The 23581-nt window shown below is 73.2% G+C and carries 22 protein-coding genes and 1 pseudogene; 9 read left to right on the top strand and 14 right to left on the bottom strand.

All coding sequences use genetic code 11. The annotated features are described in order from the left end of the window. Window positions 1-4: 4 nt before the first annotated feature. A complete protein-coding gene (locus AC07AB_RS06330; protein ID WP_478560882.1) occupies window positions 5-1159 on the bottom strand; it encodes a baeRF2 domain-containing protein in 1155 nt (384 codons plus the stop codon). Window positions 1160-1486: 327 nt separating this feature from the next. Here AC07AB_RS06330 and AC07AB_RS06325 point away from each other — a divergent pair, with 327 nt between their 5' ends. After that, complete coding sequence (locus AC07AB_RS06325) at window positions 1487-1921, top strand: DUF2795 domain-containing protein (protein WP_478560879.1); 435 nt, start codon at window positions 1487-1489, stop codon at window positions 1919-1921. A 154-nt stretch (window positions 1922-2075) separates the two neighbouring features. Here the strand turns inward: AC07AB_RS06325 and AC07AB_RS06320 are convergent, their stop codons facing one another. After that, window positions 2076-3260 (bottom strand): zinc-dependent alcohol dehydrogenase, encoded by a 1185-nt coding sequence (locus AC07AB_RS06320; protein WP_478560876.1) that lies wholly within the window; start codon window positions 3258-3260, stop codon window positions 2076-2078. A 679-nt stretch (window positions 3261-3939) separates the two neighbouring features. Between AC07AB_RS06320 and AC07AB_RS06315 the strand changes: the two genes are divergently transcribed. The 3 genes from AC07AB_RS06315 (at window position 3940) to AC07AB_RS06305 (ending at window position 5265) form a co-directional block, all read left to right on the top strand. Beyond that, window positions 3940-4656 carry a diguanylate cyclase gene (locus AC07AB_RS06315; protein WP_478560873.1) on the top strand — a complete coding sequence of 239 codons (717 nt, stop codon included), beginning with the start codon at window positions 3940-3942 and terminating at the stop codon, window positions 4654-4656. Window positions 4657-4746: 90 nt separating this feature from the next. Further along, window positions 4747-5073, top strand: a complete 327-nt coding sequence (locus tag AC07AB_RS06310; protein WP_478560870.1) for a plasmid stabilization protein — start codon at window positions 4747-4749, stop codon at window positions 5071-5073. A gap of 63 nt (window positions 5074-5136) precedes the next feature. Further along, entirely contained in the window at window positions 5137-5265 is a 129-nt protein-coding gene (locus tag AC07AB_RS06305) for an LPFR motif small protein (RefSeq protein WP_363129310.1), read from the top strand. A 192-nt stretch (window positions 5266-5457) separates the two neighbouring features. Here the strand turns inward: AC07AB_RS06305 and AC07AB_RS06300 are convergent, their stop codons facing one another. The 6 genes and pseudogenes from AC07AB_RS06300 to AC07AB_RS06275 all read right to left on the bottom strand — a co-directional run bounded on the left by AC07AB_RS06300 (window position 5458) and on the right by AC07AB_RS06275 (window position 9795). Continuing rightward, window positions 5458-6075 carry a class I SAM-dependent methyltransferase gene (locus AC07AB_RS06300; protein WP_478560867.1) on the bottom strand — a complete coding sequence of 206 codons (618 nt, stop codon included), beginning with the start codon at window positions 6073-6075 and terminating at the stop codon, window positions 5458-5460. Next, window positions 6072-6302 (bottom strand): hypothetical protein, encoded by a 231-nt coding sequence (locus AC07AB_RS06295; RefSeq protein WP_478560864.1) that lies wholly within the window; start codon window positions 6300-6302, stop codon window positions 6072-6074. Before AC07AB_RS06295 ends, AC07AB_RS06300 begins: the two co-directional genes overlap by 4 nt. 123 nt (window positions 6303-6425) lie before the next feature. After that, complete coding sequence (locus AC07AB_RS06290) at window positions 6426-6902, bottom strand: hypothetical protein (RefSeq protein ID WP_478560861.1); 477 nt, start codon at window positions 6900-6902, stop codon at window positions 6426-6428. 123 nt (window positions 6903-7025) lie between these two features. Further along, a pseudogene (locus tag AC07AB_RS06285) lies at window positions 7026-7313 on the bottom strand (PhzF family phenazine biosynthesis protein); the annotation flags it as partial. Window positions 7314-7375: 62 nt separating this feature from the next. Beyond that, window positions 7376-8029: a response regulator gene (locus AC07AB_RS06280; protein ID WP_478560859.1), complete on the bottom strand. Its 654-nt coding sequence runs from the start codon at window positions 8027-8029 to the stop codon at window positions 7376-7378. Between the two features lie 113 nt (window positions 8030-8142). Continuing rightward, window positions 8143-9795 (bottom strand): sensor histidine kinase, encoded by a 1653-nt coding sequence (locus AC07AB_RS06275; RefSeq protein WP_478561585.1) that lies wholly within the window; start codon window positions 9793-9795, stop codon window positions 8143-8145. A 337-nt stretch (window positions 9796-10132) separates the two neighbouring features. Between AC07AB_RS06275 and AC07AB_RS06270 the strand changes: the two genes are divergently transcribed. From AC07AB_RS06270 to AC07AB_RS06260, 3 genes are all read left to right on the top strand, one after another. After that, entirely contained in the window at window positions 10133-10966 is an 834-nt protein-coding gene (locus AC07AB_RS06270; RefSeq protein ID WP_478561582.1) for a M55 family metallopeptidase, read from the top strand. Continuing rightward, the gene (locus tag AC07AB_RS06265) at window positions 10959-12350 is read left to right on the top strand and encodes a M20/M25/M40 family metallo-hydrolase (RefSeq protein ID WP_478560856.1); all 1392 of its coding nucleotides are present in this window, start codon (window positions 10959-10961) and stop codon (window positions 12348-12350) included. Before AC07AB_RS06270 ends, AC07AB_RS06265 begins: the two co-directional genes overlap by 8 nt. 70 nt (window positions 12351-12420) lie before the next feature. Continuing rightward, entirely contained in the window at window positions 12421-14409 is a 1989-nt protein-coding gene (locus tag AC07AB_RS06260) for a prolyl oligopeptidase family serine peptidase (RefSeq protein ID WP_478560853.1), read from the top strand. A 138-nt stretch (window positions 14410-14547) separates the two neighbouring features. Here AC07AB_RS06260 and AC07AB_RS06255 read toward each other — a convergent pair whose 3' ends face one another. From AC07AB_RS06255 to AC07AB_RS06230, 6 genes are all read right to left on the bottom strand, one after another. Continuing rightward, the gene (locus AC07AB_RS06255; protein ID WP_478561580.1) at window positions 14548-15894 is read right to left on the bottom strand and encodes an FtsW/RodA/SpoVE family cell cycle protein; all 1347 of its coding nucleotides are present in this window, start codon (window positions 15892-15894) and stop codon (window positions 14548-14550) included. A 227-nt stretch (window positions 15895-16121) separates the two neighbouring features. Continuing rightward, a complete protein-coding gene (locus tag AC07AB_RS06250) occupies window positions 16122-17570 on the bottom strand; it encodes a sensor histidine kinase (RefSeq protein WP_478560850.1) in 1449 nt (482 codons plus the stop codon). Beyond that, window positions 17560-18237, bottom strand: a complete 678-nt coding sequence (locus AC07AB_RS06245; RefSeq protein WP_478560848.1) for a response regulator transcription factor — start codon at window positions 18235-18237, stop codon at window positions 17560-17562. The genes AC07AB_RS06250 and AC07AB_RS06245 overlap by 11 nt, the downstream gene beginning before the upstream one ends. Window positions 18238-18246: 9 nt before the next feature. After that, window positions 18247-19104: an ABC transporter ATP-binding protein gene (locus AC07AB_RS06240; RefSeq protein ID WP_478560845.1), complete on the bottom strand. Its 858-nt coding sequence runs from the start codon at window positions 19102-19104 to the stop codon at window positions 18247-18249. Then, window positions 19101-20216, bottom strand: coding sequence for a FecCD family ABC transporter permease (locus tag AC07AB_RS06235; protein WP_478560842.1), 1116 nt, complete (start codon window positions 20214-20216; stop codon window positions 19101-19103). Before AC07AB_RS06235 ends, AC07AB_RS06240 begins: the two co-directional genes overlap by 4 nt. Beyond that, window positions 20213-21316: a FecCD family ABC transporter permease gene (locus tag AC07AB_RS06230; RefSeq protein ID WP_478560839.1), complete on the bottom strand. Its 1104-nt coding sequence runs from the start codon at window positions 21314-21316 to the stop codon at window positions 20213-20215. Before AC07AB_RS06230 ends, AC07AB_RS06235 begins: the two co-directional genes overlap by 4 nt. A gap of 144 nt (window positions 21317-21460) precedes the next feature. On the opposite strand from AC07AB_RS06230, the gene AC07AB_RS06225 reads away from it, so the two are divergent. Then, window positions 21461-22444, top strand: a complete 984-nt coding sequence (locus AC07AB_RS06225) for an ABC transporter substrate-binding protein (RefSeq protein ID WP_478560836.1) — start codon at window positions 21461-21463, stop codon at window positions 22442-22444. Between the two features lie 122 nt (window positions 22445-22566). Continuing rightward, entirely contained in the window at window positions 22567-23346 is a 780-nt protein-coding gene (locus AC07AB_RS06220) for a 2,3-dihydro-2,3-dihydroxybenzoate dehydrogenase (RefSeq protein ID WP_478560833.1), read from the top strand. Window positions 23347-23581 lie beyond the last annotated feature (235 nt).

The raw sequence follows: 23581 nt of genomic DNA, 5'->3' as shown, positions 1-23581 counted from the left end.
GCCCTCAGCCCTGGCGTGCGGGCTCCGTCCAGCGCAGGACCGCCCCGAGGCCGCCCGACGGAGCGTCGGCCGGATCGCTCACCATGACGGCGTCCGCACCGCTCGCCACCGCCGCCCGCACCAGGGCGTCGTCCGCGCGCACCGGTTCCGGGCGCACTTCGCCCAGGTACTGGAGGTCCGAGGCGCGCACCCCCACCTGGTCGGGGTCCGGCCCGACCCAGACCTCGCGGGGCGCGTCCGAGCCGTGCGGGCCCAGGATCAGCGTCGCTATCCGGTGCTCCCGAGCCGCCTCGACCAGCGCCGGAACGCCCGCCGCCGCGTACGGGGCGGTGCCGCCCACGGGCTCCGCGCCCGCGTGGAAACGGTCTATCGCCGCCGCGGCCCGGTCGCGCTCGTAACCGGCCAGGACCTGGGCGAGATCCCGCTCCAGGAGCGCGTTGTGCGCCGCCTCGGGCCCCCGCCCGCCGTGCTCGCTCTCGTACGCCACGGACCGCAGGGGCTCGGGGAGCTTGTCGTGTACGGCCCTGCGCTCGCGGACGTCGCCGGTCAGGAGCAGCACGTCGGCCCCGCTCTCCTCGAACGCCTCGGCGGCGGCGTCGGCTATCTCACCGGCGTTGTGCTCCCAGGTGTTCTCCACTTTGTTCTGGAAGCGGCGTTCGGACCAGTCCGCCGAGGCGGTGCGGTGGATCGGCCAGTCGGCGCCGCTGACGTGCCCGGCGTCGGCACTGCCGCCTCCGCCGCTCCCGGTGGCGCGCAGCGCGAAGTCCGCTCCGGTGCGGTCCAGCGAGACGACGAGGCAGACCGGCGCCTCCCCGACGGTCTCGACCAGGGGCGCGATCCGGGGCAGCGGGCCCCACGCGGCGAACGGCGCGGCGGGAGCGCCGGGGAGGGGGACATCGAGCACGACGTCGCCGTCGGCGGCGAAGAGGGCGCGCCCGGACGACGGCGTCGTCCCCTCGTCGCCCGATGCGGTCAGCCGCTCGTGGACCGCCCGCACCGTGGCGTCGTCCGCGCCCTGCTCGCGCAGTTCGGCGGCGGTGGCGCGGGCCGCCAGCTCCTGCCGCTTGTCCGCGTCCTCGGTGTTGTGGGTGGTGTCGATGTAGACCGAGGCCCAGGGGCCGGGCCGGTCGCCGACGGGCTTGAGGAATGAGAGTTGCATGGCACTTCCTCCTCGATATTTGCGGATGCGTGTCACAGCGCCCTTGGTGGATCTTCCAGCGCCCTCACGGGTTCCCTTTCTCGATCCACTGCAACACATGTCTGTGGGAATGCCCACAGATCCCGTCCCGCGCCGATGTCGGAGAGCGGACTCGGCATCTCGCGGGGCGGAATTCCCTTGGGGCGCCGGTCAGGTGTTGAAAGTCCGCGGCATGACTGTTAGGCCGGAGGGGTGAGGAAGCCGGGCCCGTGGAACGTACGGATACCGGGGTCCGGCCGATGCCGACAGGCGTATCGGGCAGATGTGCCCGCACCCCAGGAGGCGGAAATGGCCATGCAACACGGAGCAGACAAGACCGGTCCCGCGCGGGACGACATGATGAAGAAGCAATTGCGCGGCGAATTGACCGCCGACCGTTCGCTGCGGACCGACGAGGAGCACGAACTCCAGCCCTCCGGAGAGGACCAGCCCGCCGTCGCCCGCGACCCCGCCGCCGAATTCGGCGGCAGCACCTCCGCCGGCACGGGCGTACCCCAGGGAATGACCGAGCGGGATGTATCGATCCGCTCGGACCTCGCACGGCACCTCGGACGCGGCATCTACCCGGCCGACCGGTCCACCGTGCTGGATTCGCTGCGGGAGCACCACGCGCCGGACCGGCTGGTGGACCTGGCCGAGCGGCTGCCCAAGGAAGAGCGATACGAGAACGTCCAGGGCATCGCGGCGTCGCTCGGCCTCGGGACAGAGGCCGGCCGGGCCTGAACAGCGCGACCGGGGGTGTACGAAGCGGCCGGGCCTGAACAGCGCGGCCGGGGGTGTACGAAGCGGCCGGGCCCGGACAGCGCTACCGCGTCTGAACAGCGCGGCCGGTCGAGGACCGTACGACTCGTGAACAGTACGGCCGAGGGGGACGGGGTCAGGGCCGCAGAATCGCCTTGATCATGCCGTCCTCCTTGGCCTGGAAGGTCTTGTAGGCCCCCGGCGCGTCCTCCAGAGGCAGCGTGTGGGTCGCGAAGTCCTCCACGCCGAGGACGTCCGCGTCATCGAGAAGCGGCATGATCTCGTCGACCCAGTGCTTGACGTTGGCCTGGCCCATGCGCAGCTGGAGCTGCTTGTCGAACATCGTGAGCATGGGGACGGGGTCGATCGCGCCGCCGTACACGCCGATCAGCGAGACGGTGCCGCCCCGCCGCACGGCGTCGATGGCCGTGTTGAACGCCGTCATGCTGTCCACCCCGAGGCGGCCCAGCACCTTCTCGCCCAGCTTCTCCGGCAGCAGCCCGGCGAACTGCTGCGCCGCCTTCACGGCGGGCGCGCCGTGGGCCTCCATGCCGACGGCCTCGATGACCGCGTCGGTGCCGCGCCCGCCGGTCAGCCGGCGGACCTCCTCGCCGACGCCCTTGCCGTGCTCGTCGAGGTCGATGGTCCGTACGCCCCGGGCTCGCGCCCGGGCCAGCCGCTCGGGGACGAGGTCGACGCCGATCACCAGGCTCGCGCCCTGGTGCAGGGCGATGCGCGCGGCCATCTCGCCGATGGGGCCCAGGCCCACGACCGTGACGGTGCCGCCGTCGGGGACGGCGGCGTACGCGACGGACTGCCACGCGGTGGGCAGGACGTCGGAGAGGTAGACGAACCGCTGGTCCGGCGGGCCGTGCGGCACCTTGATGGGGAGCGTGTCGCCGAACGGCACCCGCAGCAGCTCCGCCAGCCCGCCGGGCACCTGACCGTAGAGCTTGGAGAAGCCGAACAGGGACGCGCCCGTACCGCGCTCCGTCACCTGAGTGGTCTCGCACTGGGAGTGCAGGCCCTGCCCGCACATCCAGCAGGTGCCGCAGGAGACGTTGAAGGGGATGACGACCCGGTCGCCTGCCGACAGCGTGGTGACCTCCGGCCCGACCTCCTCGACCACCCCCATCGGCTCGTGCCCGAGGATGTCGCCGGGGTCCATATACGGCCCGAGCACCTCGTAGAGATGCAGATCCGAGCCGCAGATACCGGTCGATGTGACGCGCACGATGATGTCGGTCGGGTCGACGATCTTCGGGTCGGGAACCGTCTCCACCCGTACGTCCCGCTTGCCCTGCCAGGTCACTGCCCTCATGCCGAACTCCTCGTGGGGTCTGCCCCGCGGCGCTCGCGCGCCGCGGTCCCTCCCGCCGAGGCGGGCCCCCGTGCTCCCCTGCCGGGCCCCGGCGGGGTCCGGCAGGGGAGATCAGTTCACGCTGCGGATGATGTTCCAGTCCGGATCCGTCCGGTCGTCTTGGTGCGTGAACTCGTCGTGTGCCGACGCTGTCGCACCGCTTTCCGCGGACGCCGGTCCGCCGGTGTCCCGAGTCGCCGCGGCGGGCGCCTGCCGGGACCGGTCGGACGAAGGGCGGCGGTCACCGTCGGACTCTGAGGCGGACACTCCTGCTCCTCTCGTTCGCCGTGAGGCACTTGGCTCGTGGCGCGGGCGGTCCGACGCGTGCCGGGCGGCTTTCCGCGCCCGTTCCGAGTGCCCGGATGGCTCACGGTGAAGCCTACGGACGCCCAGTCGGCCCCGCATGCGGAGCGTCGCCTTCGAACACCACAGGGTCACCGAGGGGGTGGGCGCGTACCCATGGCACACGGGCAGCGGGCCGCCGGTCCTCGCCGACCGGTCCGGGATGCCGGGTACCGCACTGGCTGATTGGCTGGGAGAGGTGTCACGCCCGGCGCCCGGGGCACCCGTCGACGGCCGGGCCGCGGACAGGTCGGGATCGGCGGCGCGGCAGCACAGGCAACACGTTCCCGGAGGTGTCATGGATCTTCGTCACAGCCCAGTGGTCCGCGCTTGGCGGCGCTGGCGGCAGCCGCCCGACCTGTCCGTGCGACCGCACCCGGTGGAGGCCGAGGACGTCAACCGCCGGTTTCTGCTGTACGGGGTGGTGCCGCTGTGGTTCGCGCCCGCGGTGGCGGACTGGATCATGCACCGGCGCACCCGCATCGAGGACACCACCGGGGTACGGGAATCGGCGCTGCACGCGCTGATGATGACGGAGGCCGGCATCCCCGTCGCGATGGGACTGCTCGCCCGAATCAACCCGCTCGTCCTGTCGGTCATGGGCGGCGCGGCGGTGGTGCACGGCGCCACCGCGCTGTGGGACGTGAGCCTGGCGACGGGGGAGCGGGAGGTACGCCCGGTGGAACAGCACATCCACAGCTTCCTTGAGGTGCTGCCGCTGACGGCGCTGGCCTTCACGTCCTGCCTCCACGCCGACCAAGTACGCGCCGCGCTGCGCGGCGGCGCGCACGGCGACGACTGGAAGCTGCTCCCCAAGGAGCGCCCCCTCCCGGCCCGCTACCTCGGCGGGCTCGCGGTGGCCATCGGCGCCTGCATCGCGCTGCCGTACGCGGAGGAGATGCTCCGGTGCGTCAGGTCGGCCAAGAGGGCCGAGGCCGCCTGGACGGAAGGGGCCGACGGGCCCGGCCGGCTGCCGGTCCTTTCGCGCCTCGCGCCTCGCGTCTTTCGGGCGTGAAGCGGTAAACGCGCGACCGTGCCCCGCAGGGCAGGAGTTGAACGCCTTCCAGAACACGCGAACCGCCTTTTCAGACCAAGGAGCGACATCATGCCCGCAGGTGCGAACAAGAAGCGCGAGCGCCAGTACGAGCACATCAAGGATCAGGCCGAGGAACGCGGCACCTCCGAAAAGCGCGCGAAGGAAATCGCCTCGCGCACCGTGAACAAGGAGCGCGCCCGTTCCGGAGAGGCCAAAACGGCCGGCAAGGCATCGCTCCGCGATCCCAAATCCGCCTCGGAGCGCGGCGGTGAACGCTCTCACAAGGGCCCCGTGAGTCCGACCAAGGACCAGCTCTACGAGGAAGCGAAAAAGAAGAACGTCGAAGGCCGCTCCACCATGAACAAGGAACAGCTCCGCAAAGCCGTCGGCCGCTGAGCCGGCGGCCGTGTCACCGCCGTACGGCGGGACATCATCGGCCGACCTTTTGGAGGAACAGCCATGCTGAAGGCCATCGCGGACGTCTTACGCTCCGTCGGCGGAGCTATCGCCACTGTCGTCACCCTGCCGTTCCGCGCCATCGCCCGCCTCTTCGGCGGCGCCTCGGACAGCACCCGCGGGCGGCACTGACACCCGGCCGCCCCCTCGCGAGGGGGCGGCCGACGTCCGGGACCGCTCCGCGCGCCGCCGTCGGTCAGGCGGCCCCCGGCGGGCGAGGAACGCCCGCGGGCGATGCGCGGGGCGGTCAAGGCGTGCGGCAGCAGCGCCTCTTCGTGTGCGCCGGTGCCTGTACGACGAGGGCGACGGTGACGGCGCGCTGTCTCACACCAGGCCCTCGCGGGCGGCGGGGGACGGCGGGGCGGCCCCGTCCGGGAGCCGCCGGCTGAGCGTCTGGAGGACGAAGTCCTCTTCGAAGTGCTCGCCCGTCACGGTCAGGCTCGGCACGGACGCGAGAAGGGAGGCCAGCTCGGCGCCGGTACGCAGGTGTGCGGCCACCCGGTGGTTCCAGTGGACGGCCATGAGCGTGCCGCCGTGCTCCAGCGCGTCGACGGTGCGGGTCAGCAACCGGTCCAGGGTGTCGGAGTCGAAGTAGTAGAGCACTTCGGAGAGCACGACGAGATCGAAGGTGCCGGCGGGCCACTCCTCGGGCACGGTGAGGCGGCGCACCTCGACGTTCGGGAGGTCCCGGGTGCGGCGGGACGCGCTCTCCACCGCCGAGGGAACGCGGTCGCAGGCCAGCAGGGAATCGCAGCGCGCCGCCAGTCGTGACGTCAACTCCCCGACGGAGCAAGCGGGTTCAAAGGCCCGCCGATAGCGGCGCCGGGGCAGGGAGGCGACGGTGAGCTCGTACTTGCGGTGCTCGTACCAGCGCTCCGCCAAGTGCCAGGGGTCGGGCGTGTCCTGGTACATGGCCTCGAAATAGGAGGACGGTGTGTTCACGGGAAGACGACCTCCACGTCACGCGGCCGGTGTGCGATCTCCTCCGGCGGAAGGGCCGCCGCGGCCTCCGGCACGGGCCCGAGGGGCTCGGTCCGGCGGACGGACCGGGCGATGGCCGCCACTTCGCGGCCGCTGTGCACGTCGCCGGTCCATGGCGCGGGGTCCGGCGCCCGGTCGGCGAGCCCGTTCTCCCGGAGGAGCGGAGGAGAAACGGAGACTTCAGCCATGCGCACACTCCCGATCGGCTGCGTGGTCCCCTCCACTCTCGGGCCTCTTCGTCCCGCTCGCCTCCCGGCGTCCGCCGTTCGACCGGCCGGGCCGGCGCGCGGCGGGGTGTACGGGCCGGCCGGTCAGGCCATGGCCGCGGCCCGGCGGCGTACCAGCAGGCTCTGCACCGCGAGGGTCACCGCCAGATAGAGGTAGAGCGTCGAGACGCCGAGCAGCCCGACCCCGGTGGTGTGGTCGATCCACCGGTCCATGCCGATGTGGACCGCCAGTGAGACGAGCCACAGAGCCGTGGTGACCACCGTGCCCTGGCGCAGCGCCCGGCCCTCCGGCGCACGCCACACCCGCACCGTACGGGCCCGCGCCACCCCGAACCCCGCCGCGAGGGCGAGGCTCGCCGCCGTGAGGGCGATGGTCGCGGGGCTCAACGGGTGGTACTTCACGACGGAGGCCACGCCGAAAGAGAACGCGACGACCCCGAGCGCGCCCAGCAGCCCCAGCAGAAGCAGCGGCCCGCCGCCGTACACCGGCCGCGTGCGCAGCTGCCGGCGTATCACCAGGGCGACGATCACGAGCCCGATGACGATGCTGCCGTTGTTCATGGCCGAGCCCCCCTGTGTGACGCCGACGCGTGACGGCTCACGCCGACTGGCAACGGCTCATGACGATGCGACAAGTGGACAGATACGAGCAGACGGATATACGTATCAGATCGCGTCGGCGGGGATGGTCGCGTGCCCGCGGAAGGAGACCTCGGCGAGCGGGCTGAAGTAGCGGATCGTGAAGGAACGGCCGGACACGTCCGCCGTCCCCGCCGGGGGCGGCGTGAGGAACGCGGTCTCGCTGTAGCCCAGTTCGGCGGCGATGCCCAGCATCGCGGCATCGTCGAGACCGGCCGCGTCCGGCACGACTCCGGCCGGATTGCCGCCGGCCGGGTCGTCGGAGACTGCGGTGTAGCGCAGTACCCGCGGACCACTCGTGACAGTGCTTGTGCCGGTGCGTGTGTCAGCCATGCCTGCGCAACTCCCGTGGAGATCGGGGGTATTCCCGCGCCGTTGCGCCCCGGCCCCGGCCGTCAGCCCTCCAGCCCCGCGTCCCGGGCCAGCAGGGCCGCCTGCACCCGGTTCTCGCACTCCAGCTTGGTCAGGATGCGGCTCACGTACGTCTTCACGGTGGCCTCGCTCATATGGATGCGCCGGGCCGCCGCCGCGTTGGACAGCCCCTGGCCCAGGAGCGCCAGGACCTCCCGCTCGCGGTCGGTCAGGGTGGCTAGCCGGTTCCGGGCCGCCTCGGCGCGGTGCCCGGTGTCGCCAGCGGCCAGTGAGTCCACGACGTGCCGGGTGGCCGCGGGGGACAGGTAGGCGTCGCCGGCCGCCGCGGCCCGTACGGCGCCGATCAGCTCCGCCGGGGCCGAGTCCTTCAGCAGGAAGCCCGCGCTGCCGCCCGACAGGGCCCGCAGGACGTTCTCCTGCTCCCCGAACGTCGTCAGGATCAGCACCCGCGCGTCGGGCCGGGCCCGGCGCAGTTCGGTCAGGGCCGTGAGCCCGTCCATGACCGGCATCTGGATGTCGAGCAGGACGACGTCCGCGCGGTGCGCCCGGGCCAGCTCCACCGCGTCCCGGCCGTTCCCCGCCTCCGCGACGACGTCGATGTCGTCGGCGGAGTTGAGGATCATCCGGATACCGGCGCGGATGAGCGGTTCGTCATCGGCGATGAGGACCCTGATCACTACTCTCCTGCTGGCCTGAGCGGTCGGTCGTACGTACGGCTACCGGGACATCATCCCCGACCGGACCGCCCGCCGGGCCCCGGGGCAGCGGACGCCCCGGGGATGGGGAGGGCCTACGACCTGACCACGAACGTCTTCTTCTCGACCAGCCGGCCGTCCTTGAAGCAGAACCGGAAGACGATGTCGTGGTCCGCGTCGTCCGCGTCCTCCATGGACAGCAGGCTCAGGCACTCGCTCTCCGCCGGTTTCGGCGGGGCGCCCTTGGTCAGCCCCTGGGTCAGAAAGGACTTGCCGTTGGGCAGCCGGTCGCGCACCGCCGTCTCGGACTGCCCCACCTTCACCGCGTCGTACTGCTCCGGCTCGATCGTGCTCCGCTGCACATGATCGAAGAGCTTGATCCCCCCGAAGACGACCGCGGCCACGACGATCAGCGCCGTCATTCCGCAGCCCAGGGCCCAGCCCCCGCGCCGTCTGTTCCTGTTCACTGCTTTCGCCAGCTCCTTGGGCAGGCCGTTCCCTCCGATGACGTGATCACTGTCACCGTGGGAGCCCGTCCGGTGCTGCCGCCGAAGGTCGTCCCCCGCATCGACGAACGTCGCCGGCCGCGGCTCCGGGGCGGGCGCGTCCGGCTCCGCCGGGGCGTACGGCAACACCCCCGCCAGCCGGAAGCCGCCCTCCGCCGTCGGACCGGCGTGCACCATGCCGCCGACCAGCCGGGTCCGCTCGCCGAGCCCGGTCAGCCCCTGGCCGCCGCTCACCGCGCCCCGCCCGGCCCCGGCCGGCGCCGGGCCGTTGACGACCTCCACGACCAGCGAATCCGCGTCGTAGTGCAGGGCGATCTCGATCGGCGCGCCCGGCGCGTGCTTGTGCGCGTTGGTCAGCCCCTCCTGCACGACGCGGTACGCGGCGTGGTCGGCGGCCGGGGTGAGCGGCCGCGGTTCGCCGGCGCGCCGCAGTTCCACGTCCGTACCGGCGCTGCGGGAGGCCCGCGCCAGTCCCTCGATGCCGTCCACGACCCCCGCGGCGGACCCGCCCTCCTTGGGCGGGCCGGGGTCCTGCGTGCCGTCCCGCAGCAGCCCCACCACCTCGCGCAGTTCGCGCATCGCGGTCACGGACGCCTCCCGCAGGACGCCGACGGCCTCCCGCTGCCGCCCGGTCAGCTCGCTGTCGACCTCCAGCGCGCCGGTGTGCACCGAGATCAGCGCGAGCTGGTGGCCGAGGCTGTCGTGCATGTCCTGCGCGATGCGCTGCCGTTCGCGCAGCCGGGCCTGCCCGGCGATCATCTCGCGTTCGCGCAGCAACTGGGCGCTGTAGTCGCGCAGCGCGTCCAGCAGCGCCCGGCGCTGCGACGAGTAGCGGCTGACCAGGCCGGGCAACACGGTCAGGGCCAGCATCAGGAGGGCGCCGAAGACCAGGGACGACAGGAAGGCGTAGGAGGGCTCCTGGAGCGGGGACGCGCTGACGCTCAGGAAGTACGCGGCGGCGAAGACGACGGTCGCCCGGCCGTGCCCGGCGATCCGCCGCCCCGCCGACCAGGCGGCGACGGGGACCAGGGGGAGGAGGCCCGAGAACTCCACCGAGCCGACGGCGGTCAGCAGCAGTACGGTCGCGGGCAGCACCCGGCGCAGCGGTGACAGCAGCGCGACGGCGACCGCCACCGCGATGGTCCGCGGGGCCTCCCCGGCCGTGTCCTCCAGCGTCAGGGCCAGCAGCCCCAGCATCAGGCTCAGCAGCACCTCGCCGACGATGCGGCCGACGGTCCACATGCCGGGCGCGAAGAGCCGCCGGAACGGCCCGGCCGCCCGGTGCGGGGTCCGGCGCAGTTCCTCCGCGAGGCTTCCCCCGTGTCTCACAAGTCTCACGCGACCACGTTAAGCGGCTCTCTTCACGGCCGCAGTAGCCATTGGTCGCGGCCCACGGCGACGAAAGTCGCACCGCCTCGCCGTCCGGAGGGCGCCGCACGGACCGCGCACCCGCCTTCACCCGGAGCCCACCCGAGGCTGGTTAGGGTGGAGCATGGCCCGGCGCTCGCGCAACTGATGCCGTCAAGAGACGTCAGGACTGCTGCGCACAGCCTCCCACCTGCGATAGGACTGGTGCATGGTGAAGATCCTCATCTCCGCGGACATGGAGGGCGCCACCGGGGTCACCTGGCCGGCCGATGTGCTGCCGGGCGCCTCGCAGTGGGAGCGCTGCCGTCATCTGTTCACCTCCGACGTGAGCGCGGCCGTGGCCGGGTTCTTCGACGGGGGCGCCGATGCGGTGCTCGTCAACGAGGCGCACTGGTCCATGCGCAACCTGCTGGTGGAGGAGCTGGACGAGAGGGCCGAACTGCTCGTCGGGAAGCACAAGAGCCTGAGCATGGTCGAGGGCGTGCAACACGGCGACGTGGACGGCATCGCGTTCCTCGGCTACCACACCGGGGCCGGTACGGAGGGGGTGCTCGCCCACACCTACCTCGCCAATTCCATCACCGGCGTCTGGGTGGACGGCACGCGCGCGAGTGAGGGGTTGCTGAACTCCCTGGTCGTCGCCGAATACGGTGTGCCCGTGGTGTTGGTGACGGGCGACGACCTGACCTGTGAGGACGCCAAGGGCTATGCGCCGCGCGCCCGTTCGGTCGCGGTGAAGGACTACGTGTCGCGATACGCGGCGATCTGCCGCACCCCGGCGCGTACGGCGTCCGACATCAGGGCCGCGGCGCGGGAGGCCGCGGCCCTGGCGCGGCGGCACGAACCGGTGCAGGCCGGACCGCACACCGTGGAGCTGGAGTTCGACGCCGAACACCTGGCGGGCGCCGCGACCGTGGTGCCCGGCGTGGAGCGCACCGGGGAGCGCCGGGTCGCCTACACCACATCGACCATGTACGAGGGCATCCGCGCCTTCAAGGCGGTCACCACCGTCGTGTCGGCCGCGGTGGAGGAGCAGTATGGCTGAGGACTCCATGAGCGACGGCGGCGACGACCGGGTGGACAGAGCGGCGCTCGACGAGGTGGTGCGCTACACCCGCGAGTTGATCCGCATCGACACGACCAACCGGGGCGGCGGCGACTGCCGGGAGCGGCCCGCCGCCGAGTACGTCGCCGAGCGCCTCGCCGACGCCGGCGTAGAGCCGACACTGCTGGAACGGGAGCCCGGCCGTACGAACGTGGTCGCGCGCATCCCCGGCGCCGACCGCGGCGCGGACGCGCTGCTCGTCCACGGCCATCTCGACGTGGTGCCCGCCGAGCCCGCCGACTGGAGCGTGCACCCCTTCTCCGGGGAGATCCGCGACGGCGTGGTCTGGGGGCGCGGCGCGATCGACATGAAGAACATGGACGCGATGATCCTGGCGACCGTACGGGCCTGGGCGCGGGCCGGGGTGCGGCCGCCGCGCGACATCGTGCTGGCCTTCACCGCCGACGAGGAGGACAGCGCCACCGCCGGCTCCGGCTTCCTGGCCGAGGAGCACGCCGGCCTCTTCGAGGGCTGCACGGAGGGCATCAGCGAGTCCGGCGCCTTCACCTTCCACGCGGGCGGCGGGCAGCGGCTCTACCCGGTGGCGGCGGGCGAGCGCGGTACCGGCTGGCTCAAGCTCACCGCGCGCGGCACCGCGGGCCACGGCTCCAAGGTGAACTCGGACAACGCCGTCAGCAACCTCGCCGCGGCCATCTCCCGGATCGCCGACCACCGGTGGCCCGTCCGCCTCACCCCGACCGTACGGGCCGCGCTCACCGAACTGGCCGCGCTCAACGACATCGAAGCCGACCTGGACGCCGCCGACTTCGACGTCGACCAGCTCCTCGGCAAGCTGGGGCCCGCCGCCGCGCTCGTCGCCCCGACGGTCCGCAACAGCGCCAACCCGACCATGCTCGACGCCGGATACAAGATCAACGTCATTCCGGGCACCGCCGTCGGCCACGTCGACGGGCGGATGGTGCCGGGCGGCGAGGAGGAGTTCCACGCCACCCTCGACCAGCTCGCCGGGCCGGACGTGGAGTGGGAGTTCCAGCACCGGGAGATCCCGCTCCAGGCGCCCGTCGACTCCCCGGCGTTCGCGGCCATGCGGGCGGCGATCGAGAAGTTCGATCCGACCGCGCACGTGGTGCCGTACTGCATGTCCGGCGGCACGGACGCCAAGCAGTTCTCCCGGCTCGGCATCGTCGGTTACGGCTTCTCGCCGCTCAAGCTGCCCGCAGGCTTCGACTACCAGGCCCTCTTCCACGGCGTGGACGAGCGGGTGCCGGTCGAGGCGCTGCACTTCGGCGTCCGCGTGCTCGACGACTTCCTGATGCGGGCGGGCCGCCCGAGCCCGCCCGCGGCCCGCCCACACCGTGCCTGAGCCCTGCTGAAGTCCCTGGCGCAGACCACTCGACCCGCACCGTCCCCCCTCTACAGGAGGCGTAGCCATCATGATGTCCACGGCGCCCTACGGAGCCTGGCCCTCCCCGATCGATGCCGCACTCGCCGCGTCGCGAGACGGCCGGCCCGACTTCCTGGGCACGGTCGGCGACGAAGTGTGGTGGATCGCGCCCCGCCCCGAGGAGGGCGGCCGGCGCGCCCTGATGCGACTGCGCGCCGACGGCGTCGAGGAGTCGCCGCTGGCCGCGCCCTGGAACATCCGCAGCAGGGTCATCGAGTACGGCGGCCGGCCGTGGGCGGGCGCGCCGCGTGAGCACGGCGGTCCGCTGATCGTCTTCAGCGACTTCGCCGACCAGCGGCTGTACGCCTACGAGCCGGACGGCCCGGACGGCGCCGCCCCCCGCCCCCTCACCCCCGTCTCGGCCGTCGGCGGCGGCCTGCGCTGGGTGGACCCGACCGTCCACCTGGACCGGGGCGAAGTCTGGTGCGTACTGGAGGAGTTCACCGGCGAGGCGCCGACCGACCTGCGCCGGGTGCTGGCGGCCGTACCGCTGGACGGCTCCGCCGCCGAGGACCGGGGCGCCGTCCGCGAACTGACCGACGACCGGCACCGGTTCGTCACCGGCGCCCGGCTCTCGCCCGACGGGCGGCAGGCGGCCTGGATCGCCTGGGACCACCCGCGGATGCCCTGGGACGGCACGGAGCTGCGCGTCGCGGAGGTCGCGGAGGGCGGTGGGTTCACGGGCGCGCGCACCGTCCTGGGCGGCCCCGGCGAGGCCGTCGCCCAGACCGAATGGACCGCCGACGGAACGCTGCTGGCCGCCACCGACCGCACCGGCTGGTGGAACCTGCACAGAGTCGACCCGGCCACCGGCGAAGCCGTCGCCGTCTGCCCGCGCGAGGAGGAGTTCGCCGGCCCCCTGTGGGCGATCGGCCAGCGCTGGTTCGCACCGCTGGAGAACGGGACGGTCGCCGTCGTCCACGGCCGCGGCACGACCTCGCTGGGCATACTCGACCCGCGGCGCGGCGAACTCGTCGACGCGCCGGGCCCCTGGACGGAGTGGGCCCCGACGCTGGCGGTCAGCGGCACCCGCGTCTTCGGCATCGCCGCCTCCCCCCGCACCGCCTACGAGATGGTGGAGCTCGACACCTGCACGGGCCGCAGCCGGGTCGCCGCCGCCGAGCACACCGATCCCGTGGACCGCGCCTACTACCCGGAGCCGCTGATCCGCGTCTTCACCGGGCCGGACGGCCGGGACATCCACGCCCACGTCCACCCGCCGCACAGCCCCGACCACGTGGGCCCCGCCGACGAGCTGCCGCCGTACGTGGTGTGGGCCCACGGCGGCCCCACCAGCCGCGTCCCGCTCGTGCTCGACCTGGAGATCGCCTACTTCACCTCCCGCGGCATCGGGGTCGTGGAGGTCAACTACGGCGGCTCGACGGGGTACGGGCGCGAGTACCGCAACCGGCTGCGCGAGAGCTGGGGCGTGGTCGACGTCGACGACTGCGCCGCGGTGGCCGAGGCGCTCGCCGACGAGGGCACCGCCGACCGGGCGCGGCTCGCCATCCGCGGCGGCAGCGCCGGCGGCTGGACGACGGCCGCCTCGCTCACCTCCACCGGCCTCTACGCCTGCGGCACCATCAGCTACCCCGTCCTGGACCTCGTCGGCTGGGCGTCCGACGGCACCCACGACTTCGAGTCGCAGTACCTGCACACCCTGATCGGCCCGCTCGCCGACGTGCCCGACCGCTACCGCGACCGCTCGCCGCTGCACCGCGCCGCCCGCCTCTCCTCGCCCTTCGTGCTCCTCCAGGGGCTGGACGACCCGATCTGCCCGCCGGTGCAGTGCGAGCGGTTCCTCGAAGCGCTCAAGGGGCGCGGCATCGCGCACGCGTACCTCGCCTTCGAGGGCGAGGGCCACGGCTTCCGCCGCGCCGACACCATGATCCGGGCGCTGGAGTCCGAACTCTCCCTGTACGCGCAGACCTTCGGCTTCGACGCCGAGGGCGTACCGGTGCTGCCGCTCGCCGAGTGAGGGCCTGAGCCGTCTCCCGGCCGGGTCGGCGCGCGTGCCGGTCATCGGGCGCCCGGCCAGGGAGACGGCACCGGCGCTGAGAGCCGTACGCACGCGTCGCGGCCGACGACCGGCCCCAACCGGTCGCCGGGCTCCGCGCTATGGATCCTGTTGCCGCCGCGCACCGTCGCTGACCTTGATCATGAGGGCGACGAGCAGCCAGTTCGCGACCATGGACGAGCCGCCCTGGGCCAGGAACGGGAGCGCCTTGCCGGTCAGCGGCATCAGGCCGGTGACACCGGCCGTCACCACGAAGACCTGGAGCGCGAGGGTGACGGCGAGGCCGAGGGCGAGAAGCTTGCCGAAGGGGTCGTTGGCGAGCAGGGAGGTGCGCAGGCCGCGCTGGATCAGCAGCGCGTAGAGCACGATCACGGCCATGGTCCCGGCCAGCCCCAGCTCCTCGCCGACGCTGGTCAGGATGAAGTCGGAGCGGCCCGCGAACTGGATCAGCTCCGGGTGGCCCAGCCCCAGGCCCGTACCGCTGACGCCGCCCGAGCCGAAGCTGAACAGCGCCTGCGCGGCCTGGTCGGAGATGAGGCCCGGCGGCCGCTTGTCGGGCGGCAGATAGATGTCGAAGGGGTGCAGCCAGGCGACGATACGGCCCTTGACGTGCGGCTCCGTCGAACCGACCGCGAACGCGCCGACCGAGGCCATCAGCACACCGCAGATCACCCAGCTGGTGCGTTCGGTGGCGGCGTAGAGCATCACCACGAAGAGGCCGAAGAAGATGAGCGAGGTGCCCAGGTCGCGCTCGAAGACGAGGACGAGGAGGCTGACGATCCAGATCGTGACGATCGGGGCGAGCTGCCGGCCCGGCGGCAGCCGCATGCCCAGGAAGCGGCGGCCCGTCAGGGTGAGCGTGTCCCGGTGCGTGACGAGATACCCGGCGAAGAAGATCGCGATCATGATCTTCACGAACTCGCCCGGCTGGAACGAGAGCGACCCCAGGTGCACCCACCGCTTCGCGCCGTAGGAGTCGCCCGGGAAGAGCGACGGGGCGATGAGCAGCACGAGCGCCGCCGCCATGGTCACGTAGATATAGCGCTGGAGCCGCCGGTAGTCCTTGAGGAACGCGATCACCGCGATGGCCACGCCGACGCCGACGACGGTCCATATCAGCTGGCCCGGCGCCATCGCGCCGGAGTGCCAGCGCTCCTTGTAGGAGTGGTCCAGCCGGTGGATGAGGACCAGCCCCAGCCCCGTCAGCAGCATCGCCAGCGGCAGGATGAGCGGATCGGCGCGCGCCGCGAACCGGCGCACCGCGATATGCGCCACCAGGGAGCAGCACGCCTGCGAGGCGACGAAGCCGGCCAGCCCCTCGGGGAGCGAGCCGGTCAGGCCGAGCCCCGCGTCGGTGTAGCCATACGTCACGATGAACAGGACGAAGAGCAGCAGCAGCGCCTCGGTGCGCCGGGGGCTCTCCGCCGTGGACGCGGCACGGCGCATGCGGCCCCGGTCCCCGTCGGCGGGGCCGGCGGCGGTGGTCGCGTCGCCGGAGGCGCCCGGGTCCGAGCCCGCGGCGGCGGTCACGGCCAAGGGCTCGGTGCTCCGTCCACGCACGGCGTCCTCCCGGTTCTGGCGGTAGTACGGCGCGCGGGAGCCACGGCCGTACGGGCATCTTCCGATCATGGCGGACGGCCGCTGAAGAGAACCTGAGGTTCCTGAGGGCGCCTTCAGGAAAGGGCGGGCCGCGCCCCCGGCCGGTCGGCCGCGCCGGTCGGGAAGAGGGCCACCAGCCGCGCACCGCGATCGCCGTCCGGCGCGGGCTCGACGCGCAGCGTCCCGCCGTGCGCCTGGGCGATCTCCCGGGCGATGGCGAGCCCCAGCCCGGTGCCGCCGCTGCCCCGGTCGCGGGCGGGGTGCAGCCGGGTGAAGCGCTCGAAGACCCGCTCCGCGGACCCGGGCGGAATGCCGGGCCCGTCGTCGGCCACCCTCAGCGACGCCTCGCCGGTCGCCGGGTCCAGGGCCGCGGAGATCCGTACGGCGGAACGCGCGTACCGCTGGGCGTTGTCGACGAGATTGGCGAGCAGCCGCTCCAACTGCGCCTGGTCGCCCCTGACCGGAACCGGCTCGTCGGCGGCGAGCGTGATGGGCACCCGCGGCGAGCGGCGCCGCGCGATCTCCTCGGCGGCCAGCAGCGCCAGGTCGACCGCCTGGTCCGGGCGCTGCACCCGGGCGTCGAGCCGGGCGAGCAGCAGCAGGTCCGTGATGATCTGCTGGAGCCGGTCGGCGTCGCCGAGCGCCTGCCGTACGGACGCGGCGAGCCGGGGGTCGCTGGAGCCGGCGAGCCCCACCTCCAGTTCGGCGCGCAGGGCCGCGATCGGGTTGCGCAGCTCGTGGGAGGCGTCGGCGACGAACTGCCGCTGCCGGCCGACCGCCTCCGCCAGCCGGTCGAGGGTGGCGTTGACGGTGCGGGCGAGCCGCGCGATCTCGTCGCCGCTGCCCGGGTCCGGGACCCGGCGGTCCAGTTCGCTGGCGGTGACGGCGGCCAGTTCGCCGCGGATGGCGGCGACGGGGCGCAGCGCGAGTCCGGTCACCGCCCAGGCGATGCCGACGGTCAGGGCGATCAGCAGGGGCGCGCCGATCAGCAGGGTCAGGGCGAGGGCGCTGGTGGCGTTGGAGACGTCGTTGAGGACGGTGATGCCGTAGACGTAGCGGTCGCCCCGCGGGGAGGGGGCCCGTACGACGACGGCCACGCTGCGCTGCCCGCCGGCGGCCTTCGCGCAGCACAGGACGCGGGTCGAGGAGTCCTGGCCGGCGGGCGGGCGGAAGTCCGCGAGGCCGGCGGAGCGGGCTGCCGGGTCGGGGCCGGTGCCCGCGAGCACCTGCCCGCGCGGGCCCAGGACGAAGACGGAGTCGACGCCGCCGTCGGGTTCGGGGAGACCGGCCGAGGGGTGGCCGCCGCCCGGCCCGGCGCCGAGCCCGGCGGCGGTCTTGCGGGCGGCCAGTTCGGTGCGTTCGGCGGCGTTGTCGAGGAGGTTGTGGCGCAGTACGAGATAGAGCCAGCCACCGCCGACGGCGAGGAGGATGGCCATGGTGAGGGCCGCGGCGACGGTGGCCCGGGCCCGTACGGTGCGGGGGAGGAACCGGCGGAACCGGCGGTGCGCCCGGTCAGCCGCCATCGGGCGTCACCCGGTAGCCGACGCCCCGCACGGTGCGGATGGCCCGGCGGCCGAAGGGTGCGTCGATCTTCTTGCGGAGCGAGCTGATGTAGACCTCGACGATATTGGGGTCGATGTCGCCGGGGGCGTCCCAGACCTCGTGCAGGATGTCCTGTTTGACCACCGGCCGGCCGCCGCCGGCCATCAGGCAGGTCAGGACGGCGAGTTCGCGGGCGGTCAGCTCGATCTCCTGCGTGCCGCGCCGGCAGGCGCGCGCGGCGACGTCCAGGACGAGGTCGCCGGCCTGGAGGGTCGCGGGCCGCTCCCGGCCGGCCCGGCGGCCGAGCGCGCGCAGCCGGGCCAGCAGGACCACGAAGGAGAAGGGCTTGGCGAGGTAGTCGTCGGCCCCGGCGTCGAGCCCCTCGGCCTCGTCGTACTCGCCGTCCTTCGCGGTGAGCATGAGGATCGGCGTGCGGTCCTTCAGCCGGCGCAGCCGTCCGCAGACCTCGTAGCCGTCGAGGCCGGGCAGCATCACGTCGAGGACGAGCGCGTCGTATCCCTGCGCCAGGGCGAGTTCCAGACCGCGCGGGCCGTCATGCGCGACGTCCACCCAGTGGCCCGCGGCGGCCAGGCCCCGCCGCAGGGTGTCGGCCAGCCGCTCTTCGTCCTCCACCACCAGAATGCGCACCCGCAAAGACTACATTCGGGTGGTCCGGGGGCCGGCGGTCGCGGGGGCGGGGGCGGGGGCGGGGGCGGTGGACGCACGGGCGGCGGGCACCACGACGGGGGAGCCGTCGCCGGGGGCCGCGAGGACGTCGGCGTCGATGCCGTACAACGTCCGTACCAGCGCGGCGTCGACGACCTCCCGGGACGGGCCGTCGGCGACGATCTCGCCGTCGCGCATGGCGACGATGGTGTCGGCGTAGCGGGCGGCGCTCATCAGGTCGTGCAGGACCATCACGACGGTGCGGCCCGCGGCGGCCACCGAGCGGACGAGCTCCAGGACCTCGACGGCGTGGCCGAGGTCGAGGGCGCTGGTCGGTTCGTCGAGGAGGACGAGGGGCGTCTCCTGGGCGAGGACCATGGCGAGCCAGCAGCGCTGGCGCTGGCCGCCGGAGAGGCGGTCGAGCCGGCGGCCGGCCAGTTCGGTGGTGCCGGTGGCGTCCAGGGCGGCGCGCACCGCCCGCTCGTCCTCGCGGGACCACTGGCGGAACAGCCCCTGGTGGGGGTGGCGCCCGTACCGTACGAGCCCGGCGACGGTGACCGCTTCGGGGGCCTGCGGGGCCTGCGGCAGCAGCGAGACGAGGTGTGCGGCCCGGCGCTGGTTCAGCTGCCAGATGTCGGCGCCGCCGACCGTCACCGTGCCGGACTCGGGCTGGTGGAGACGGGCGATGGTGCGCAGCAGGGTGGATTTGCCGCAGCCGTTGGGCCCGACGATGGCGACGACGCGGCCGGCCGGCACGGTGAGGTCGACGCCGCGGACGGCGAGATGGCCGGGGTAGCCCGCCTCGACCCGTTCGACGACGAGGTCGTGGGTGGTCTCAGCCACGGTCATGCCTTTCTGGAGGAGCGGCGGGAGGGTTTCGCGGCCCGCGAGCGGCCGTCGCCGCTGATCAGGACCCACAGCAGGAACGGTCCGCCGAGGACGCTGGTGACCACGCCGACCGGGATCTCGACGGGGGCGATGACGCGGCCGAGCGCGTCCGCCGCGGCGATGAGGGCCGCGCCCACCAGCGCGGAGCCCACGATGGGCACCCGGGTGGGGCCGCAGAGGCGGCTCGCGAGGATGGGGGAGGCCAGGGCCACGAAGGCGATCGGGCCGCCGATGCCCACCGCGACGCCGGCCAACGCGACGGCCAGGGCCAGGGTGAGGCCGCGTACGAGCCGGATGTTCACGCCGAGGGCGGCGGCCATGTCGTCGTCGAACCGCATCACGTCGAGGCGGCGGCCGGCGATGAGGGCGAGTGGGATGAGCACGACGAGGCAGAGCAGCAGCGGTCTGCCGACGCCGTAGTCGCGGCCGTTGAGGCTGCCGACGCTCCACAGGAAGACGCCGCCCGCGGTGTTGTCGTTCTGCCGGGACATCACCAGGTTGGTGATGGCGCCGATGAGAGTGGAGACGCCGATGCCGACGACCAGGACGCGGTAGCCGCGGGTGCCCGCCCCGCCCGCGCAGGCGACCACGACGACCGCGGCGGCGACCGCGCCGAGCGGGCCGAGCCACCAGTCGCCGACCATCGCGGTCGAGCTGCCGACCACGGAGGCGACGACGGCGGCGGTCGCGCCCTCGTTGACGCCGATGACGTCCGGGGTGGCGAGCCGGTTGCCGGCCAGGGTCTGGGTGAGGCAGCCGGAGACGCCCAGGGCCGCGCCGACCATCAGCCCGACGAGGACGCGCGGCAGCCGGAAGTCCTGGATCAGCATCACCGTCATGCGGTCGCCCGTGCCGAGCAGCCCGCCGAGAGTGTCGCCGGCGCTCAGCCCCGTCGAGCTGGCGAAGGTGGCGAGGGCGACGATGACGGCGATGACGAGCGCGAGGCCGACGCCGACGAGCGCGGTGCGGCGCGGGAAGAGCCAGGACAGGGTGCCGGTGCGGAGCACGACGCTGTCCGGCGGGGTGAGGGGTGTATCGGGCGCCGTACGGACCTCGGTGTGCGGCTCGGTCATGCGGAGGCCCCCGAAGCGCCGAGGCCGCTCATCCGGTTCGACCGGGCGATCCAGATCAGCAGCGGCCCGCCGAGCAGGGCGAGCAGCACGCTGACCGGGGTCTCCCAGGGGCGGATGACGACGCGCGCCAGGATGTCGGCGGCGATCATCACGTTGGCGCCGATGAGGGCGGAGAGCAGCAGTTGGGGCGCCATGCGGGGGCCGGTCACGGTCCGCGCCGCGTACGGGGCGAGCAGCCCGAGGAAGGCGATGGGCCCGGCGAGCGCCACGGCGGCCCCGGCGAGCAGCGTGACCGCGCCGGCCACCACCAGGCGGATCCGGCCCGGGTGGTGGCCGAGGGCGCGGGCGGTGTCGTCGCCGAGGGCGAGGGCGCCGAGCGGGCGGGCGGAGCCGAGCGCGACGAGGAGGCCGACGGCGACGAGCGGCGCCATGGTGAGCGCGGTGGAGGTCTCGATGCCGGCCAGCGAGCCGATGGTCCAGTAGCGGTACTCGTCGAAGGTGGCTTTGGCGCCGAGGAGTACGTACGAGGTCGCGCCGTGGAAGGTGGCGCCGAGTGCCGATCCGGCCAGTACGAGCCGCAGCGGCGAGGCGCTGGCGGCGCGGCCGGAGGCGGCGAGCAGCAGGACGACGGCGCTGGCGGCGAGTCCGCCCGCCAGGGCCCAGACGAGCATCGCGTAGGAGGAGTCGGCGCCGAAGTAGGTGAGGCCGATGACGACGCCGAGCGCCGCGCCCGAATTGACGCCCAGGAGCCCGGTCTCGGCGAGCGGGTTGCGGGTGACGGCCTGGAGGAGGGCGCCCGCGGTGCCGAGGGCGACGCCGACCAGGACGGCGGCGATGGTGCGCGGCACGCGTACGTCCATGACGGCCAGGTGGAGTTGGGCGTCGGCGCGGGCGGCGGGGTCGCCGAGGAGGAAGTCGAGCGCGCGGCCGATCGGCTGGCTGCCGGTGCCGATCAGCAGGGAGAGCAGGGCGAGCACCAGGAGCCCCAGGACGAGCGCGAGGGCCGTCCAGCGGACCCGGCCGCGCGAGCCGTCGGATATCGGGGGCTCGGGGTCGGGTGGCGCGGGGATCTGGGCCCCGCCCTCTTGCGCAACCAGCATGAGGTTAGCCTAACCTAATGCATGGTGGGGTCTCGGGCGGGTTGTGCCGACGTGTCCGACGCTCCGCCATGCCCTCGTGTCGCACGATGTGTTGTCCCACCTTCTTGTCCTCGAAATGTTGTCCCAGAGCTCGGAGATCCACACATGTCCTCCCCCCGTTCCTCGCGTACCCGGCTGACCGCGGCGACCGCCATAGCCGTCGCCGCCGCGCTCGCCCTCACCGCCTGCGGCTCGGACGGCAAGGACAAGACGGACAGCGCGAAGTCGGACGGCGCCAAGGGCGACCCCCGCCGGGTCACCGACGCCACCGGCGCGCAGGTGGAGGTTCCGGCCGCCCCCAAGAAGGTCGTCGTGCTCAGCGAGATGGACCTCGACAGCTCGCTCGCGCTGGGTGTGAAGCCGGTCGGCCTCACCGCCGGCCGCGGCCAGCAGGGCGCCCCGGAGTACCTCAAGGACAAGGCGCAGGGGATTCCGGTGGTCGGCGCGGTCACCGGGCCGGACGTCGAGAAGGTCCTCGCGGCCCAGCCGGACGTCATCCTGGCGGGCCAGATCAGCGACAAGCAGGTGCTCACGCAGATGCGGACCATCGCGCCGACGGTCGTGACGATCGGCAAGGACAAGGGCTGGAAGTCCGCGCTCTCCCTCACCGGCAAGATCCTCAACAAGGAAGCCGACGCGAAGAAGTTCCTCGCGGACTACGACAAGAAGGCCGGCGAGGTGAAGAAGGCGGTCGGCGCGAACGCCGGCAAGGCGGTCAGCGTCGCCCGCTACTCCGGCAAGGGCACGGCCGTCATGCAGCAGGGCGTCTTCATCAGCGACGTGCTGGGGGACCTGGGCTTCAAGCGCCCCGGCATCCAGAACCAGAAGGGCGCCGGTCACTCCACGCCGATCAGCGACGAGGACATCAAGCAGATCGACGCGGACTGGCTGTTCATCGGCACCCTCGCGGCCAAGGGCAAGGACGCGGACCTCTTCGAGGCGCTGAAGAAGAAGCCGGCGTACCAGCAGCTGGGCGCGGTCAAGGACGGTCACCTCACCGAGATCGACGGCTCGAAGTGGACGAGCCTGGGCGGTCCGCTGGCCGCCATGTCGGTGCTGGACGACATCCAGAAGGCCATGGCCAAGTGAGCTGACCGCGCCACGGGTTGGGGGAGTGGCGGAGCGCCGGTCGATGCGGCGCTCACCACGCCTCGCCGGACTCAGAGCCATGTTAGGTTAGCCTTACCTAACTTCCAGGAGGGGAAACCGTCGTGCAGCAGCCAGAACTCGCCGGACGCGTCGCGCTGGTCACCGGCGCCGGACAGGGCATCGGCGAGGCAGTCGTCCGCGCCCTGATCGAACGCGGAGCCCGGGTCGCGGCACTCGACGCGACCCCCGGCGGCATCAAGGCGCTCGAAGCCGAATTCGGCGCGGCACGCGTCACCGCCCACCTCGCCGACGTCACCGACAGCGCCGCCGTCGAGCGCGTCATGGACGACGTGGAACGCACCACCGGCCCCCTCGACATCCTCGTCAACGTCGCCGGGGTGCTGCACACCGCGCCCGTCGTCGACCTCACCGACGAGGACTGGAACGCCACCTTCGCCGTCAACACCACCGGCGTCTTCCACACCTCCCGCGCCGCCGCCCGCCGCATGAGCGAGCGCCGCGCCGGCTGCATGGTGACCGTCGGCTCCAACGCCGCCGGCGTGCCCCGCACCAGCATGGCCGCGTACGCCGCCTCCAAGGCCGCCGCCACCATGTTCACCAAGTGCCTCGGGCTGGAACTCGCCCGCACCGGCATCCGCTGCAACGTCGTCTCGCCCGGCTCCACGGACACCGCCATGCAGCGCGACATGTGGACCGACCCGCAGGCGCCGCTGCGCGTCATCGACGGCGACCCCTCCACCTACCGCGTCGGCATCCCGCTCGGCCGCATCGCCGAGCCCTCCGACATCGCCGACGCCGTGGCCTTCCTCGTCTCCGACCGGGCCCGCCACATCACCATGCACGACCTTTACGTCGACGGCGGCGCGACGCTGCGGGCCTGACGCCCCGTGATACCCGCCCGGCCGCTCCCGGCGGCCCCCGCCCACGACCCACTCCCGGCGGACCCGGAGCCCGATCGGCCCCGCGCCCGGCCCACCAGGACGCGGCCGGAGCCCACCGGCCCCGCCGCGGCGAGCACTTCCCCCACCCCAGCCGACGCCACGAGCGTCGGAGAGACGGAGCACCAGGTGACCAGGGCGCATGATGTCGCCGAGCGTCCGATACCCGGCACCGCCG

Source organism: Streptomyces sp. NPDC044033 (assembly GCF_056434425.1).
Note: the sequence above shows the minus strand (reverse complement) of the source record. Positions and strands in the feature narration are given on the sequence as shown.